This is a genomic window from Pseudomonas sp. LPH60 (genome assembly GCF_030718165.1).
In the GTDB taxonomy this organism is placed as follows: domain Bacteria; phylum Pseudomonadota; class Gammaproteobacteria; order Pseudomonadales; family Pseudomonadaceae; genus Aquipseudomonas; species Aquipseudomonas danubii.
In genome coordinates this window covers 728,417-743,505 of record NZ_JAVAJH010000001.1, presented here as the reverse complement: position 1 = coordinate 743,505, position 15,089 = coordinate 728,417, and the positions used below count along the sequence as shown (strand labels likewise).

Sequence of the window (15,089 nt, the reverse complement as noted above, 5' to 3'; positions counted from 1 at the left end):
CAGCACCGGCGGGAATCGAACCCGCATCCCGAACCTGGGATGTAGTTCCATCCGCATTCGTCGCAAAAACTGCAAAAAAGGTGGCACGACAAAAGTAGTGACTGATGGCCGGATTCGAACCGGCTTAACCAGGATGTACAGCCACTGGCATTCGTGCCGTCACCGGCCCTGACAAAAGTTGCTGAGACGCCTTTGGATGTAGTCACAGCGGCATTCAGGGCCAATGATCAAAAAATCTGTGGTGTGCGCCGGCTGGCCGGCGCACGGTTTATCTCATGTTCCAGCGATCAGAGCGGCATCGCCTCGATTGCCTTGACCCAGTGCTGCGCACCGTAGTTGCCCGCAGTGAACTGCTCGATCACATCGAACACCGCATCACTGAAGCCGCCGACGTTGAGGATGTCCTCGCGGTCTGGCGCCTGGGTCGTGGCGCCGGGTTGCATATCGATGCACACCAGCTTCGCCTGCGGGTTGATGGCCCGGATCCGCTCCCACTGGCGCATCGTTTCCGTAGCGCCGTGGCGCCGCGCATCGATCCACGACTCGTTGTCCGAGACCAGGATCAGGGTGTCCACGCGGCTCTTGGCGTTGGCCAGTTGAGCCAGGGGCGCCGAGCAGTTGGTCCCGCCTCCGCCGATGTTGGCCAGCTTCTGCGCATTGCTCATCACGCTGTCCCGCGGGTTGAGGTGGATGTTCACCACACCCCGCTCGAACGGCATTACCCGCGCCGCCGGCTGCTTGCGCAACACCGCCGCCGCCACCAGGGCCGCCACATCGATGCAACGCACCGCCGTGGTGGCGCCCTGGCGATAGCCGGTGACCGGGCTGTGCATCGAGCCCGAGACATCCGGGCAGACCACCACGTGGCCCGCCAGCGCCGGCACGTTGGCCAGGGACAGCTCCAGGGCATCCTGCAGCGCCTCGCGGACCGCTTGCGGCACGTCCTCGCCAGCCATGCGGTAGGCCGCCAGCAACTGGTACGGGTAGACCCGGGCCTTGGCCACCTCCCCCGCATCCGCCAGCCGCGCCGCCACGTACTCGCTGCAACCCGGCACCTGGAACGCGCCGTGGCGCGCCAGGGTGTTGAGGTTCATGCGCAGCCCCTGCCAGCCCATGTTGCGGGCCTGTGCCGCCCATTGTCCGGCGCTCAGGGTCTCGTTGCCGAGCAGCTGGAACGGCACCTGCGGCACTTCCTGTGTCGCCCCGCTGCGAAACGCCAGCAGGTCGCGGGTCAGCTCAGGCAACGCCTGCACATCCACCGGCTTGCCGATCACCCAGGCAAAGAAGGCTTCGCGCCAGGCATCGCTTGGCTTGGGGTGAACCATCTTCAGCACGTCCGCCAGGGACGGCTTGGTGCCGATCGAAGCCTGCAACAGCTGACGCTCGCTGGCCGTGTTCAACCAGTTCTGCACCAGGCGCTTGGGCTGCGACCCCAGGGATTTGCGCCCGGTCACGCCGCTGCGCAGGATCTGCACGAAGTTGCGCAGCATCTTGCCGTTGTCCACCACCTGGGCGAACAGCTCCGGCACCAGGGCCGAGCGTTGCGCGGTCAGCGCCGCCAGCAGCAGCGCCGGCATGTCTTTCATATGGCCTTGCTGCCGAGCGTAACGGGCGGCCTGGGCGACGAAGCGGCTGTCCAGCTCGCTCACCAGTTGCAGCACCGCGTCCAGCTGGCCTTCAGGCGAGGTGTAGAAGGTCGAGTTCAGGCAACCGGTGACCGCCAGCTGGGCCAGGCGATGCTTGGCGTTGTAGGCATAGGCCGGTGCCTTGGAAGCGTTCAGGGTGGTGCTCGCTGGCGCTTTTGCCTGTTGGGTGTTGAACAGCTGGAAGTTGGCCATCTTGGCGTCTCGCTCTGTTGTCTCGTTCGTTGCCAGATACATTGCAGCCGCTGTGCCAGGTTTTATTTTTCCAGCAAATTATTTTTCAACTTATTGATTTATAAAGGTTTTATTTTTATTCGCTTTTTCACTGGCCATTCGACAAGACAAACGACTCGATATTTTTATATCTTTGCCTATCGCTTTTTATCTTCAGGTATAAACATGTCGAGCAAGCCCACGGTCGCCATCGGTTTTATCGGTTCCACCCTCGATCGCGTCGGCAAGGGCGCCAATCGCTGGAGCCATTGGCGGCCCACGGTCGGTCTGTGCCAGCAGCAGGACGTGCTGATCCAGCGCCTGGAACTGATCCACGGCCTGGACGCCCGGGATGTCAGCCTGGCCGAACGGGTGGCCAACGATGTGCGCCAGGTATCGCCGGAAACCGAAGTACGCCTGCACCCCATGGGCTTGAAGAATCCCTGGGATTTTGAAGAGGTGTACGGCGCCCTCCACGACTTCACCAGCGCCTACCCGTTCGATACCGAGCGCGAGGATTACCTGGTGCACATCACCACCGGCACCCACGTGGCGCAGATCTGCTGGTTCCTGCTGACCGAGGCGCGCTACCTCCCTGCCCGGCTGATCCAGACCTCGCCGGCCCGGCGCCGCGACCCCAGCGAACACGCCACCGGCACCCATGCGCTGATCGACCTCGACCTGTCGCGCTACGACCGCATCGCCTCGCGTTTTGCCCACAGGCGCCTGGAAGGCCTGGCCTTCCTCAAGTCCGGGATCGCCACCCGCAACCCGACGTTCAACCGCTCCATCGAGCAGATCGAACGGGTCGCGGTGCGCTCCAAGGCACCGATGCTGCTGATCGGCCCCACCGGTGCCGGCAAGTCGTTCCTGGCCCGGCGCATCTATGAGCTCAAGCGTGGGCGGCATCAGGTGCAGGGGCGTTTTGTCGAGGTCAACTGCGCCACCCTGCGCGGCGACGGTGCCATGTCGGCGCTGTTCGGCCATATCAAGGGCGCCTTCACCGGCGCCCAGAACGCCCGGGAGGGCCTGCTGCGGGCGGCCCACAGCGGCATGCTGTTTCTTGATGAAATCGGCGAGCTGGGACTGGACGAACAGGCCATGCTGCTCAAGGCCATCGAGGAAAAGCGCTTCTTCCCCATGGGCGCGGACCAGGAAGTGGAGAGTGACTTCCTGATCATCGCCGGCACCCACCGCGACCTGCGCGACCGGGTGGCCCAGGGCCTGTTCCGCGAAGACCTGTATGCGCGGATCAACCTCTGGACCTTCAACCTGCCGGGGCTGGCCGGGCGCCGCGAAGACATCGAGCCGAACATTGACTTCGAACTGGAACGCCACGCCCGGGAGCAAGGGCAACTGGTGCGCTTCAACCTGGAGGCGCGGCGCCGATACCTGGCCTTCGCCAGCTCCAGCGAAGCGGCGTGGCTGGGCAACTTCCGCGAGCTGTCGGCATCCATCACCCGCATGGCCACCCTGGCCGACAGCGGACGCATCGACCAGGCCCAGGTCGAGGAGGAAATCCAGCGCCTGCGCCACGCCTGGGGCCTGGAAAATGCCGAGGATGAACTGCAGCAACTGTTGGGCGACGAGGTAGAGCTGGACCTGTTCGACCGCCTGCAACTCAAGGCGGTGATTGCCGAATGCCGCCGCGCCGACAGCCTGTCGGACGCCGGGCGTCGGCTGTTCAGCGTATCGCGCCAGGGCAAGGCCAACCCCAACGACGCCGACCGCCTGCGCAAATACCTGGCGCGCTTCGGCCTGGACTGGAAGCAGCTGTAGCCGCTGCCGCAGGCTGCGCATGGCCCGCAGGGTTCTCAAGATCGATAGCGGTTTGGCTGGGGATCGCCAGGCAAGGTCCTGCGGACCTTTGCGCAGCCTCGCTGACGCTCGGCAGCGGCTACAGGGCCAATGCCGATCCGGGATTTGTGTAGCCGCTGCCGCAGGCTGCGAACGGCCCGCAGGGACGCAGGGTTCTCAAGATCGATAGCGGTTTGGCTGGCAATCGCCAAGCAAGGTCCTGCGGACCTTTGCGCAGCCTCGCTGACGCTCGGCAGCGGCTACAGGCCAATGCCGATCCGGGATTTGTGTAGCCGCTGCCGCAGGCTGCGAACGGCCCGCAGGGACGCAGGGTTCTCAAGATCGATAGCGGTTTGGCTGGGGATCGCCAGGCAAGGTCCTGCGGACCTTTGCGCAGCTTCGCAGGCTCAGCAGCGGCTACAGGGCTGCGGTTGGGACGGCGAAGACGCCGCTGGCCCGGGCCACTTCACGCTCGCCGACTCGCAGCACCACGGTGGCAAAGGCCATCTGCCGGCCGCGTTTGGCATGCTCCAGGCGCACCTCGATCCATTCCCCGACCTGCACCGCCCCCAGGTAGTCGAGGGTCATGCTGGCGGTGATCAGCGGCAACGGCGGCTCGCTGGAGAACGCCATGGCGTAGCCCATGCCGATGTCCGCCAGGGTGGCGATGATGCCGCCATGCACCGTGCCCCGGCCGTTGGCGTGGCGGGTGTCGGCGCGCAGGCCGAGGCACAGTTCACGGCCACTGCCACGCCCATAGACCGGGCCGATCAGCTCCAGCAGCGGGCTGCTGCGAGGCCAGGGACTGAAGCCCGGAGGGATGTCCGATTCGCTCATGAGGTTCTCCTTGAACCGCTGGGTAACGAGGGTTGCACAGGGCGACAGGTGTAGCCCTGATTGACCACGGTGCCCATGAGCATCAGCCAGGCAAATGGATGAAAATAACTTGCGCCACGATCGTGGTGATCCCGGGAACAACGGTAAGATGCGCGCCTGCGCTCTAGCCGCAGTTTCAAGTACTCAAGGAGCCTCCATGCAACATCAGGACGATCACCCTGCCATCCGCCGCCGACTGGCCTTTGCCTTCTTCGGTGCCCTGGCCCTCAGCGCCTGCTCCCCCAGTGATCACAACAGCTCTGCGGTGGCCCTCGGTGGGGCCCAGGGCAAGGCCGGCGCCCTGCTGGCCTACGAGCACGAACTGACCCTGTCCCTGCCTGCCGAACAAATCGGCCCGCACCTGACACAAACCCGTGAAGCCTGCGAAAAAGCCCAGTTCGGCCCCTGCAACATCTTGCTCCTGGAGCAAGGCCCGTACCGCGCCCGGGTGGTGCTGCGAATCGTTCCGGAGGGGGTCGAGCCCATCGTCCAGCAGGCGTCCCAGGGGGCAGAACTGGGGGAGCGCATCACCAGCGCCGAAGACCTGGCCGATGCCGTGGCCGATGTGCAACGCCAGCAACAGCGACTCAAGGCCCAGCAACAGCGCCTGGATGAACTGGCGGCGCGCAAGGACATCAGCGTCAGCGACCTGATCGCCCTGAGCAAGGAGCAAGCGGGCATCGAGAACGACCTGCAAGCGCTGGCCCAGACAGCTGCCGGACAACAGCGTCGCCTGGACACCAACCGCCTGACCCTGAACTTCCTGCCCAGCAACGGCGCCGAACGCGGTTCAAGCCTCAAGCGCGCCTTCAGCAACCTGCTGGACAACCTGTCCGACGGCACAGCCGAAGCCTTGGAGAAAGGCAGCTATGCCCTGCCTTTCGTGATCCTGGCCTTCCCCCTCGCGATGCTGTGGGTGTGGCTGTGGCGCAAGTTCGTCCGTCGCCGCCCCTGAGTTCTGCAGCGCCCTCAAGGGCGCCTTCGCTGGCCAGCCAGCTCCTACGGTTAGCCCACACACCGCGTAAGGCCCCGTAGGAGCCGACTCTCCGGCAAAGAGGCCGGCGAATCCTGCAGCGCTCCCAACGGCGCCTTCGCTGGCCAGCCAGCGCCTACGACTGGGGTTGCAGCGCCAGTTGCAGGCGCTCCAGGCCGATGCCGAATCCGGCACCTTCGCGGTAGGCGCCGGCACCTACCACTTGCTGTTGCGCACCCAACTGCGGGCAACGCACCTCGAAACCTTCGCCATTGAGGTAGTAGGTCAGGCCGCGCTTGACCCCGAGGTTGAGCTCGTACTCCAGGCCCAGGGCATCCAGAAAGCCAACGCACAGTTCCCGCGCGCGCTCCAGCGCCTGCAAGGGTTCGGGGCCCAGTATCTCCAGGCCCAACTGGGTGAATTCTCGATACCGCCCGGCTTGCGGCCGTTCATAGCGATAACAGCGAGCGACGTAGAAAAAGATCGCCTGCTCCCGTCCTGCCAACAGCTCGCGGGCGGTTTCCTGGAACAGTGCAGTGGCTTCCGGAATCAGGCAGCAGGGCCGTCCGGCCTTGTCATTGAAGGCCCACATCTGGCCGATGACTTCACTGCCTCCGGCCTTTTCGATAAAGGTGTCCTGGCCCCACAGCGCCGGGACTATGACTTCTTCAGCACCCGCTTCGATGAAGCCAGCTCCGGAAGCGCTCTTCCAGGGTGCGTAGGGCGGCAGCTTGCGGGCCGGTGATCATTCGAGTGCCACGGAGCATGGTCATGGGTGTTTCCTCTTGGTTTTTGACAGGCAATAAAAAAGGCGCCTTGCAGGGCGCCTTGGTTTTTTTTCATCGACGGTCAGTGATCGCGTTCTCTCGATAACTGACGGCTCGACGCGCACAAGCGACCACGGCCCCGGGGGTGAGGTCGATGGTGATGAAGGCGGGAGTCGAGGCGGAAAAAATTCATGCCGCATCCTGCCACGCGGCCCAAGTGCCTGACAAGCCGCCCAATCATCCGGCACTCGCCGACGAAGAGGCCTGTGAGTCCTGCCGCTGGCAAGCCAGCTCCTACAACGGGCAGGCCCTTGGGGTTACAGCGGCCTTTGCAGGCAGCGCTGATAGCGTTCATCCACGCGCTTGGCAAACCAGGCAGTGGTCAACTGGCGGGTGATCTTCGGGCTCTTGAGTTCGATGCCCGGCAGTTGCTGGCGCGGCACGGGTCGGCCCGCCGCGCGGTCGGCCAGGGCAAACACCTGGCGGTACAGCTCGGTCTGGGCAAAGGCCTGGCTGTCGCCCTTTTCCAGCTGGGCGCGAATCTGCGGGTTGCGCAGCCCCAGTTGCTTGCCCAGGGTACGCACCGCCAGTTCGGTGCTGCCGGGCAGGAGCGAGTCGTAACGGATCAGGTCGCCGTCCAGGGCCAGCTTGATCCCGCTGAGGCGGCTCACCGCAGCCTGGAAGGCAGCGTTGCGGCTGGCGTACCAGCCGGCGTTGAAGTCGGCGAAGCGATACAGCGGCTGCGGGTAGTCCACCGGATAACCCAAAAGGTGGGCGATGCCGAAGTACAGGCCACCACGGCGACTGAAGACTTCATGGCGGATTGAGTCCTGCACCGGGTACGGATAACCCTGGGCCTGTTGCTGGGCGAATTCGATGCTGACCTGCATCGGCCCGCCGGTGTGCACCGGGTTGAAACGGCCAAACAGGGTCTGGCCCAGGGGCACCTGGCCGATGAAGTCATCGAAGATCGCACTCAGTTCCTTCTCGCTGCGAGCCTTGGCCAGACGCTGGCTGTAGGACTGACCGTCCGCGCCGCGCACTTGCAGGGCGGCACTGACCAGCAACGCCGGCACATGCACCTTGGCCGCGCGGCGGTCGATTTCCTCCCGGGCAATGCGCCCCAGGCCCGGCACTGTCGGGTCGACCTTGAAGGTGGATTCCTGTTCGGTCACCGCCAGCACCGCGCACAGGTTGCTCGGGCTCGGCTCAAGGCCCTGGGCGCTGAAGGCCACCTGGATATCCCGGGCCCAGCCCTGGCGGTCGCTGACCTGGGCCGGCAGCAGGCGCAGGATCCGCGCCTGGGTCTGCTCCGGGGTCAGCGTCGGTGCCTGGGGGCCACGCGGGCTGGCGCAACCGGCCAGCAGCGACAGGCCCAGGCAGCAACTGAGAAGACGAGAGGAAATCATGGGACTCCGCAAGAGGGCTGGACGAGGGCCGTGCAAGTAAAGCAGCGGCATGGGGCGTTCGACCAAAGAATGCGAGCGCTGTTCCCGCAACGCCCCTGTAGCCGCTGCCGCAGGCTGCGAACGGTCTGTAGGGGCGCAGGGCTCTCAGGATCGATAGCGGTTTGGCTGGGGATTGCCAGGCAAGGTCCTGCGGACCTTTGCGCAGCTTCGCCTTGGCTCAGCAGCGGCTACAGGGCCAATGCCGATCCGGGATTTGTGTCACCGCTGCCGCAGGCTGCGAAAGGCTGCGGACCCTGAGGCCTCTGCGTGATCGACGGGAGATCGCCAGGCAAGGTCCTGCGGACCTTCGCGCAGCTTCGCCTTGACTCAGCAGCGGCTACAGGGCCAATGCCGATCCGGGATCTGTGTCACCGTTGCCGCAGGCTGCGAAAGGATGCGGACCCTGAGGCCTCTGCGTGATCGACGGGAGATCGCCAGGCAAGGTCCTGCGGACCTTCGCGCAGCTTCGCAGGCTCAGCAGCGGCTACAGGCTAAAATCCTTCTATTGGCGGTGTGGCTGGGTGTACTTTGATGACCCCGCCCTCAATGGAGTGACACCCGGATGTTGACCCTGGATTTTCTGCTTACCAGCCTGATTGTCGTGCTGATTCCCGGCAGCGGCGTGATCCTGACCATTTCCACCGCCCTGGTGGCCGGCAAGCGCGCCAGCCTGTTCACCGCCATCGGCTGCACCGCCGGGATCGTCCCGCACCTGCTGGCCTCGATCCTCGGCCTGTCGGCGATCCTGCACACCAGCGCCCTGGCCTTCCAGGGCCTGAAGTTCGCCGGGGTCGCCTATCTGCTGTACCTGGCCTACGCCACCTGGCGTGATCGCTCGGCCTTTGCCGTGGACAGCAACGCGGTGAGCCACGGCGCCGGCGCGCTGATGCTCAAGGCCTGCCTGCTGAACATCCTCAACCCCAAGCTGACCATTTTCTTCCTGGCCTTCCTGCCCCAGTTCATCGCCCATGACGGCAGCGATCCGATCCCGCAGATGCTGCTCCTGAGCGGCGTGTTCATGGCCATGACCTTCTTCGTGTTCGTGCTCTACGGGTTGCTGGCCAATCTGTTCCGTACCGCGGTGATCGAGTCGCCCAAAGTCCAGAACTGGTTGCGCCGCAGCTTTGCCGCAAGCTTCGCGGGGCTGGGCCTGAACCTGGCCTTCGCCCAGCGTTGACTCCGCGGCAGGCGCCGCCCGCAGTCCGATGCATAACGTTGATCTCGTAGCGAGGGCAAACACATGAACTGCAGCGACGTACTGATCATCGGCGCCGGCCCCACCGGCCTGGTGCTGGCGCTCTGGCTGCGCCAGCAGGGGGTCAAGGTACGGATCATCGACAAGACCCTGGGTCCGGGCACCACCTCCCGGGCCCTGGCGGTGCAGGCCCGGACCCTGGAGCTCTACCGCCAGCTGGACCTGACCCAGGCCATCGTCGAACGCGGCCACCACGTGCCGGCGGTCAACCTCTGGGTCCGCGGCGAGCGGGCCGCGCAACTGCCGTTCAACGCCATCGGCGAGGACCTGACGCCCTACCCCTTCCTGCAGATCTTTCCCCAGGACGAGCACGAGCAACTGCTGATCGAACGCCTGGAACGGCTGGGCGTGCGCGTCGAGCGCGACACCGAGCTGCTGGCCTTCACCGATCACGGCCACCTGATCAACGCTCGCCTGCGTGGCCCCGACGGCCGCGAGGAACATTGCCAGGCCTTCTACCTGGCCGGCTGCGACGGCGCCCGCTCCACGGTGCGCAAGACCCTGGGCAGCGGCTTTCCCGGCGGCACCTACCAGCAGGTGTTCTACGTCGCCGATGTCGAGGCCGACGGCCCGAGCATCGACGGCCAATTGCACGTGGACCTGGACGATGCCGACTTTCTCGCGGTGTTTCCCCTGGCCCACAGCGGCCGCGCGCGGCTGATCGGCACCGTGCGCGACGAGCGCGCCGAGCACCCGGAAAACCTGTGTTTCGAAGACGTCAGCCAGCGCGCCATGCATCAGCTCAAGGTCAACGTCACCCGAGTCAACTGGTTCTCCACTTACAAGGTGCACCACCGGGTGGCCGAGCAGTTTCGCCAGGGACGGGTGTTTCTCCTGGGGGATGCCGCCCACGTCCATAGCCCGGCCGGCGGCCAGGGCATGAACACCGGGATCGGCGACGCCATCAATCTGGCCTGGAAACTGGCGGCGGTGCTCAGCGGCCAAAGCGCCGAAAGCCTGCTGGACAGCTATGAAATCGAACGCATGGAGTTTGCCCGGCGCCTGGTGGCCACCACCGACCGGGTGTTCAGCTTCGCCACCGCCGACGGCCCGGTCGCCTACCTGGTACGCACCCGCCTGGCGCCCCTGCTGCTGCCGAAGATCGCCGCCTTCGACAGTGCCCGGGAGTTTCTCTTTCGCACCGTGTCGCAGATCACACTCAACTACCGGGGCATGCCCCTGAGCGCCGGTGGCGTCGGCCCGGTGCACGGCGGCGATCGCCTGCCCTGGGTCCGCGACGACGAGCACGACAACTTCGACAGCCTGGAGTACCTGGGTTGGCAGGTGCACGTCTACGGCGTCACCAGCAACGCAGTACAGGACTGGTGCGCCGAACACCGGGTGCCGTTGCGGGTCTTCGACTGGCGCCCGGCCCACGCCCGCGCGGGGCTGGCGCGCAACGCCCTGTACCTGCTGCGCCCGGACACCTACGTGGCCCTGGCCGAACGTTCGGCCGATCCGCGGGTGCTGGAGCGTTATTTCCGCGAGCGCGAGCTCTCCCCACACAGCGGCACAGCGCCTCTCAAGCCCCGTTGAAAGGCAGCCTGATCTGCGTCCAGCGCTGGGCGAACTGCTCCGGCGTGGCCGCCCGCACCCGCTTCAGGTCCCGGGGATAATCCACCCCGGGCGCCTCTTGCGGGCGCCAGGCGCTGAACTGGCCGTTGCTGGCCCGCAGGATATAGCCGCTGTCCTGGCACCCCTCGCTGACCAGAAACATCACCCCCGGCGTCACCCAGTCCGGCTTGAGTTCGAGCGGCTCGTCGCTGACGCCCCACATGCGGGTCTTGGCCACCGGCGACACCGCGTTGACCCGAATCCCGTGCTCCGCGCCTTCCTGGCTCAGCGCATTCATGATGCCCACCTGGGCCATCTTGCCCGCGCAATAGGCCAACAGCCCGGGCTGTGCATATTCCGCATATAGGGCGCGGTCGGAAGTGGTCAGCAACAGCCGGGGCGCCGTGGATTGCCGGAGAAAGGGCCAGGCGTGCTTGGCCAGCCAGATCGGCGCATGCAGATTGATCCCCAGCATGCGCTGGAGAAACTCGGCGTCGAGCTCCTCCAGCGCCTGGTAGCCGACCCAGCCGGCATTGTGAATCAGGATATCCAGGCCGCCAAAGGCCGCCACGGCGCACTGCACCAGCCCCCGGCACCCGGCTTCGGTGCTCAGGTCGCTGGTGTCGGCCACCGCCCTGGCGCCGCTGGCCCGCAAGGCCCGCACCGCCTCATGGGCGACGCTTTCATCCATCCCCAGGCCCGTGCCGTCGCTCCCGCAATCACTGATCACCACCTGGGCGCCACGGCTGGCCAGGGCCCTGGCATAACTCAGGCCCAGGCCGCGCCCGGCACCAGTGACAATGGCCGTCCTGCCGCTGAAATCCATCGCTTTTCCTCCTGTTTGAACCTCGGGCCGCTTAAGCCTCAGGCCGCTTCAATCTCAGAGTAACAGCATGAAAATCAACGACTTAATACTAAATTACAGCCCCTGTGAGAGGTTCTGAATATCAAAGAAAAACCTGTGAAACCATGGACCTCCAGGTTTACAGTCCCAGCGGTTCCCCCCAAGCAAGGAGCATTCGCCATGATCGAGACGCGCCTGTTGCGCCAGTTCATCGTCGTCGCCCAGGAGCTGCACTTTCACAAGGCCGCTGCGCGCCTGCACATGGCCCAGCCGCCCCTGAGCCAGGCCATCGCCCGCCTGGAGGAAAAACTCGGCTTCAGCCTGCTGCTGCGCAATCGTCGTGGCGTAACCCTGACCCCGGCCGGGGCGGACTTCCTGCACAGCGCCCAACGCACCCTGGAAACCCTGGAGCAAGGCATCCAACAGGCGCGCGATGTCGCCCAGGGGCTGGCCGGCACCCTGCGGATCAGCAGCCTGTCACTGGCCGGCTACCCGATGCTGCTCGCCAGCCTGCGACGCTTTCGCCAGACTCTGCCTGGGGTGCGCCTGGCGTTGCGGGAAATGCCATCGGCCGGGCAGCTAAAGGCCCTGCTCAACGACGACACCGACCTCGCCTTCATGCGCGACCTGCCGCTGCCCGCAGGGCAGATTGTCTCGCGGCTGATCCTCGATGAACCGATCGTCATCGCCCTGCCCCACGACCACCCCCAGGCCCGAGCATCCGAGGTGGACCTGCAGGACCTGGCCACTGAAGATTTCGTGTTCACCCCCCAGGCCCTGGGCAGCGGTTACCACAACCAGCTGATGGCGCTGTGCACGGCAGCCGGCTTCACCCCGAAGGTGGCCCAAGAAGCGGAGCGCATCCACACCCTACTGGGTCTGGTGGCCTGCGGTTTCGGCGTGGCCCTGGTACCGCAATCGATGGCCGACACGGCGCTGCAAGGCAGCGTCGCCTACCGCCCGCTAAGCGCCGTCGGCACGCAATCCAGGCCGAGCATCGGGCTCTACATGAACTGGCACCGGGACAACCCGTCGCCGCAATTGCAACGCTTCATGGCCCTGCTCGACGCTCACCCGCCCAGGGCCTGAAGCGGCCGCGCCCGGTCCCCGCACGGCCAGCACCGGCGCGACCGTCAACCCGACCTCAGAAGTCGGCCTTGACCGACAGGGTGAAGTTGCGCGGGTCGCCGTAGAAGTTGCCGAAGCCTTCGGTACCGATGGTGGTGTAGTAACGCTTGTCCAGCAGGTTGTTGCCGTTGAGCGCCAGGGACCAGGTGTCGTCGATGCGATAGCCGATGCGCCCGTTCCAGATCGCATAGCCGGCCTGGCTGATGTGATTGCCGCTGGTGGGCGAGACCCGGTAGTTGTCGCTTTGCGCGTTGACCCCAGCCCCCACATTGAAGCGCTCCAGGGCACCGCCCAGTTGGTAGTCGCCCCACACCCGTAGCAGGTGCCGCGGTACGTAGGAATTGAACGACTGGCCGTTCTTGCTGCTGTCGGCATCCTCCAGGGTCTTGGTCTGGGTGTAGGTGTAGCCGGCCAGCAGTTGCAGGCGCTCGATCACCTCACCGCTGACTTCGGCTTCAAAGCCCTGGGCGCGGACCTTGCCCGAGTTCAGCGAGCAGGTGCTGTCCGGGCAGGCCGGGTCGTCCTGCTGCGCATCCTCCTGAATCGTGCGGAACAGGCTGAAGGCGCTGTTCAGGCGACCGTCAAACCACTCGCCCTTGATCCCCGCTTCGTAGCTCTTGCCCACCAGCGGCTTGAGAGAGGCACCGTCCAGGGTCCGATAGCTGCCCTGGGGGGTGAAGATGCTGGAGTAGCTGGCGTAGGCCGTGAGGTTGTCGTTGAGGTCGTACAACACCCCGGCGAACGGCGTGACCTCGCCGGTTTCCTTGGAACGGGCGCTGCTGGGGGTGCGGGTGTCGCGCCAGTAGGCCACGGCATCGTTCTGCGACTTGTACCAACTGACCCGGCTGCCCATGACCAGGGTCAGCGGGTCGGCGAGTTTCAGGCGCAGAGTGGAATACAGCCCCTGCTGCTGGATCCGCAGATCAGAGGGGCCGCCCCGGGTGGAATTGCTTTCGTAGTAGCTGGCATCAGGCTTGGGCAGATGGTGATCGGGGTCCAGCACGTTCTGCCGCTGCGGCAAGCCGGCCACAGCATAGAAGTCGTCCTTGATCGAGCGGCTGGCGTTGGCGCCGAAGGTCAGTTCGTGCTCCTGGCCAAAGGCCTGGAAATGGCCGTCGACATAGGCATCGAAGCCGTAGTCCACCTGATCGTAGTCATAGGTGCTGCCCAGCATCAGGGTGCTGGAACGGCCGGCACCCACCGGCACCGAACCGCTGGGGAAGGCGTACTCGATGTCCTGGGTGTTGCGGCTGTAGACCCCGGCCACCTTCAGCGCCCAGTCATCGTTGAGCTGTTGCTTGAGGTCGGCGAAATAGGTCGCGCGCTTGCTGCGCGAGTTGTTCCAGGCGGTGTTCAGGCAGGTGGAACGGCCGAGCTTGAGGTCGCTGCCGTCGCTGTAGCGTGGCAGGCCGCCCCAGCACGGGCGCGAGTCAACGTCTTCATAGGCCATGCCCAGGCCCAGGGTGGTGTCGTCACTGAGGTCGAAGTCCAGGGCGCCGTAGTAGACCTGATCCTTGCGCTCCCCCAGGTCATAGAAGTACTGCCGAGTCTGCTGGGTCACCACCGCACGGCCGCGAACGGTGCCAGCGTCGTTCAGCGGCCCGCCGGTATCCACCTGGGCCCGGTAGTTGTCCCAGCTGCCGGCGGACATCATCAGCTGGGTGTGGGGCGTGGCCTGGCCACGCTTGCGCACGAAGTTCACCGAACCGGCGGTGCCGCCCGCACCCTTGAGCATGCCGGCGGCGCCGCGCAGGATCTCCACCCGGTCGTAGAAGGCCATGTCGCTGCTGAAGCTGTCGGCCTGCACGTAGCTGCTGCCCATGTCCAGGGGCACGCCGTCGTACTGGTACTGGCCGGTCATGCGAAAGCCACGGGAGTAGAAATACTTGCCGCCCATGGGCGAGTCGTAGAGGGTGATGCCCGGGGTCTTTTCCATCACCTGGTCGATGGTGTTGAGGTTCTGGTCATCGAGCATCTTGCGGGTGATCACGGTCACCGACTGCGGGGTTTCCTTCAGCGAGTGCTGGCCCTTGCCGATGGTCACCGCGCCGGTGGTGTAGGAACCGGAGTACTCGGTGGTGGCCCCCAGCTCCTGGCCCTGGACCTGAGTGGTGCCCAGCTCCAGAGTGCCATTGCCCTTGGGCACGGGGCGCAGCACATAGCTGCCGTTACTCTGCGGTTCGGCCTGCCAGCCGCTGCCGGCAAGAATCCGCGCAAAGCCTTCCTGCACCCCGTAATCCCCCTGGAGCCCCGCCGAACGCAAGCCGGCCGTCTGTCGCGCATCGAAGGAGATGGCCGCCCCGGCGGCACTGGCGTAACGGCTCAGCACTTCGGTGAGATCCCCCGCCGCGATATCGAAGCGGCGCACCGCCGTCTGTTCGCTGGCCGCCACCGCAGTCAACGGCAGCAGTGCCGCGCCATACACCGCCAGCGCGCCCCAGAGCCCGACCTTGATGGCCTGGGCCAACTTCGACTTGTGAACTTCAGACATGTTTTGCCTTCCCCCAATCTTGAAAATGAATCCACTGGGGGATGAGCCGGATCAGAATGGGCAAAAGTGCAAAGACCGGAATAATTATTTTTTACCGCTT

General features: G+C 65.3%; 11 protein-coding genes. 5 read left to right on the top strand and 6 right to left on the bottom strand.

The genetic code is table 11. From position 1 onward, the window contains the following. Positions 1–287: 287 nt before the first annotated feature. Positions 288–1,838: an RNA-binding protein gene (locus Q8O96_RS03360; protein WP_060838628.1), complete on the bottom strand. Its 1,551-nt coding sequence runs from the start codon at positions 1,836–1,838 to the stop codon at positions 288–290. 204 nt (positions 1,839–2,042) lie between these two features. Here Q8O96_RS03360 and rtcR point away from each other — a divergent pair, with 204 nt between their 5' ends. Further along, complete coding sequence (rtcR, locus tag Q8O96_RS03355) at positions 2,043–3,635, top strand: RNA repair transcriptional activator RtcR (protein ID WP_305948351.1); 1,593 nt, start codon at positions 2,043–2,045, stop codon at positions 3,633–3,635. A gap of 435 nt (positions 3,636–4,070) precedes the next feature. Here rtcR and Q8O96_RS03350 read toward each other — a convergent pair whose 3' ends face one another. After that, positions 4,071–4,490 carry a PaaI family thioesterase gene (locus Q8O96_RS03350; RefSeq protein WP_060843155.1) on the bottom strand — a complete coding sequence of 140 codons (420 nt, stop codon included), beginning with the start codon at positions 4,488–4,490 and terminating at the stop codon, positions 4,071–4,073. 196 nt (positions 4,491–4,686) lie between these two features. Here Q8O96_RS03350 and Q8O96_RS03345 point away from each other — a divergent pair, with 196 nt between their 5' ends. Next, entirely contained in the window at positions 4,687–5,484 is a 798-nt protein-coding gene (locus Q8O96_RS03345) for a DUF4349 domain-containing protein (RefSeq protein ID WP_102880000.1), read from the top strand. A 154-nt stretch (positions 5,485–5,638) separates the two neighbouring features. Here Q8O96_RS03345 and Q8O96_RS03340 read toward each other — a convergent pair whose 3' ends face one another. Both Q8O96_RS03340 and Q8O96_RS03335 read right to left on the bottom strand, forming a co-directional pair. Beyond that, positions 5,639–6,232: an ATP phosphoribosyltransferase regulatory subunit gene (locus tag Q8O96_RS03340; RefSeq protein ID WP_250330454.1), complete on the bottom strand. Its 594-nt coding sequence runs from the start codon at positions 6,230–6,232 to the stop codon at positions 5,639–5,641. 354 nt (positions 6,233–6,586) lie between these two features. Continuing rightward, complete coding sequence (locus Q8O96_RS03335) at positions 6,587–7,678, bottom strand: DUF1615 domain-containing protein (protein WP_305948350.1); 1,092 nt, start codon at positions 7,676–7,678, stop codon at positions 6,587–6,589. Positions 7,679–8,279: 601 nt separating this feature from the next. Between Q8O96_RS03335 and Q8O96_RS03330 the strand changes: the two genes are divergently transcribed. Then, positions 8,280–8,894 carry a LysE family translocator gene (locus Q8O96_RS03330; RefSeq protein ID WP_102864163.1) on the top strand — a complete coding sequence of 205 codons (615 nt, stop codon included), beginning with the start codon at positions 8,280–8,282 and terminating at the stop codon, positions 8,892–8,894. A 63-nt stretch (positions 8,895–8,957) separates the two neighbouring features. Beyond that, entirely contained in the window at positions 8,958–10,508 is a 1,551-nt protein-coding gene (locus Q8O96_RS03325) for an FAD-dependent oxidoreductase (protein ID WP_305948349.1), read from the top strand. Here the strand turns inward: Q8O96_RS03325 and Q8O96_RS03320 are convergent. Beyond that, a complete protein-coding gene (locus Q8O96_RS03320) occupies positions 10,495–11,352 on the bottom strand; it encodes an SDR family NAD(P)-dependent oxidoreductase (protein ID WP_305948348.1) in 858 nt (285 codons plus the stop codon). The genes Q8O96_RS03325 and Q8O96_RS03320 overlap by 14 nt on opposite strands. Before the next feature lie 198 nt (positions 11,353–11,550). Here Q8O96_RS03320 and Q8O96_RS03315 point away from each other — a divergent pair, with 198 nt between their 5' ends. After that, a complete protein-coding gene (locus Q8O96_RS03315; RefSeq protein WP_305948347.1) occupies positions 11,551–12,459 on the top strand; it encodes a LysR family transcriptional regulator in 909 nt (302 codons plus the stop codon). 55 nt (positions 12,460–12,514) lie between these two features. Here Q8O96_RS03315 and Q8O96_RS03310 read toward each other — a convergent pair whose 3' ends face one another. After that, complete coding sequence (locus Q8O96_RS03310) at positions 12,515–14,989, bottom strand: TonB-dependent siderophore receptor (protein WP_305948346.1); 2,475 nt, start codon at positions 14,987–14,989, stop codon at positions 12,515–12,517. Between the last annotated feature and the right edge of the window lie 100 nt (positions 14,990–15,089).

Bases quoted from the DNA above. Each gene is read 5' to 3' on its own strand.
- Q8O96_RS03335 (WP_305948350.1), bottom strand. From the start codon at position 7,678: ATGATTTCCTCTCGTCTTCTCAGTTGCTGCCTGGGCCTGTCGCTGCTG.
- Q8O96_RS03345 (WP_102880000.1), top strand. From the start codon at position 4,687: ATGCAACATCAGGACGATCACCCTGCCATCCGCCGCCGACTGGCCTTT.
- Q8O96_RS03310 (WP_305948346.1), bottom strand. From the start codon at position 14,989: ATGTCTGAAGTTCACAAGTCGAAGTTGGCCCAGGCCATCAAGGTCGGG.
- rtcR (WP_305948351.1), top strand. From the start codon at position 2,043: ATGTCGAGCAAGCCCACGGTCGCCATCGGTTTTATCGGTTCCACCCTC.
- Q8O96_RS03350 (WP_060843155.1), bottom strand. From the start codon at position 4,490: ATGAGCGAATCGGACATCCCTCCGGGCTTCAGTCCCTGGCCTCGCAGC.
- Q8O96_RS03360 (WP_060838628.1), bottom strand. From the start codon at position 1,838: ATGGCCAACTTCCAGCTGTTCAACACCCAACAGGCAAAAGCGCCAGCG.
- Q8O96_RS03320 (WP_305948348.1), bottom strand. From the start codon at position 11,352: ATGGATTTCAGCGGCAGGACGGCCATTGTCACTGGTGCCGGGCGCGGC.
- Q8O96_RS03330 (WP_102864163.1), top strand. From the start codon at position 8,280: ATGTTGACCCTGGATTTTCTGCTTACCAGCCTGATTGTCGTGCTGATT.
- Q8O96_RS03315 (WP_305948347.1), top strand. From the start codon at position 11,551: ATGATCGAGACGCGCCTGTTGCGCCAGTTCATCGTCGTCGCCCAGGAG.
- Q8O96_RS03325 (WP_305948349.1), top strand. From the start codon at position 8,958: ATGAACTGCAGCGACGTACTGATCATCGGCGCCGGCCCCACCGGCCTG.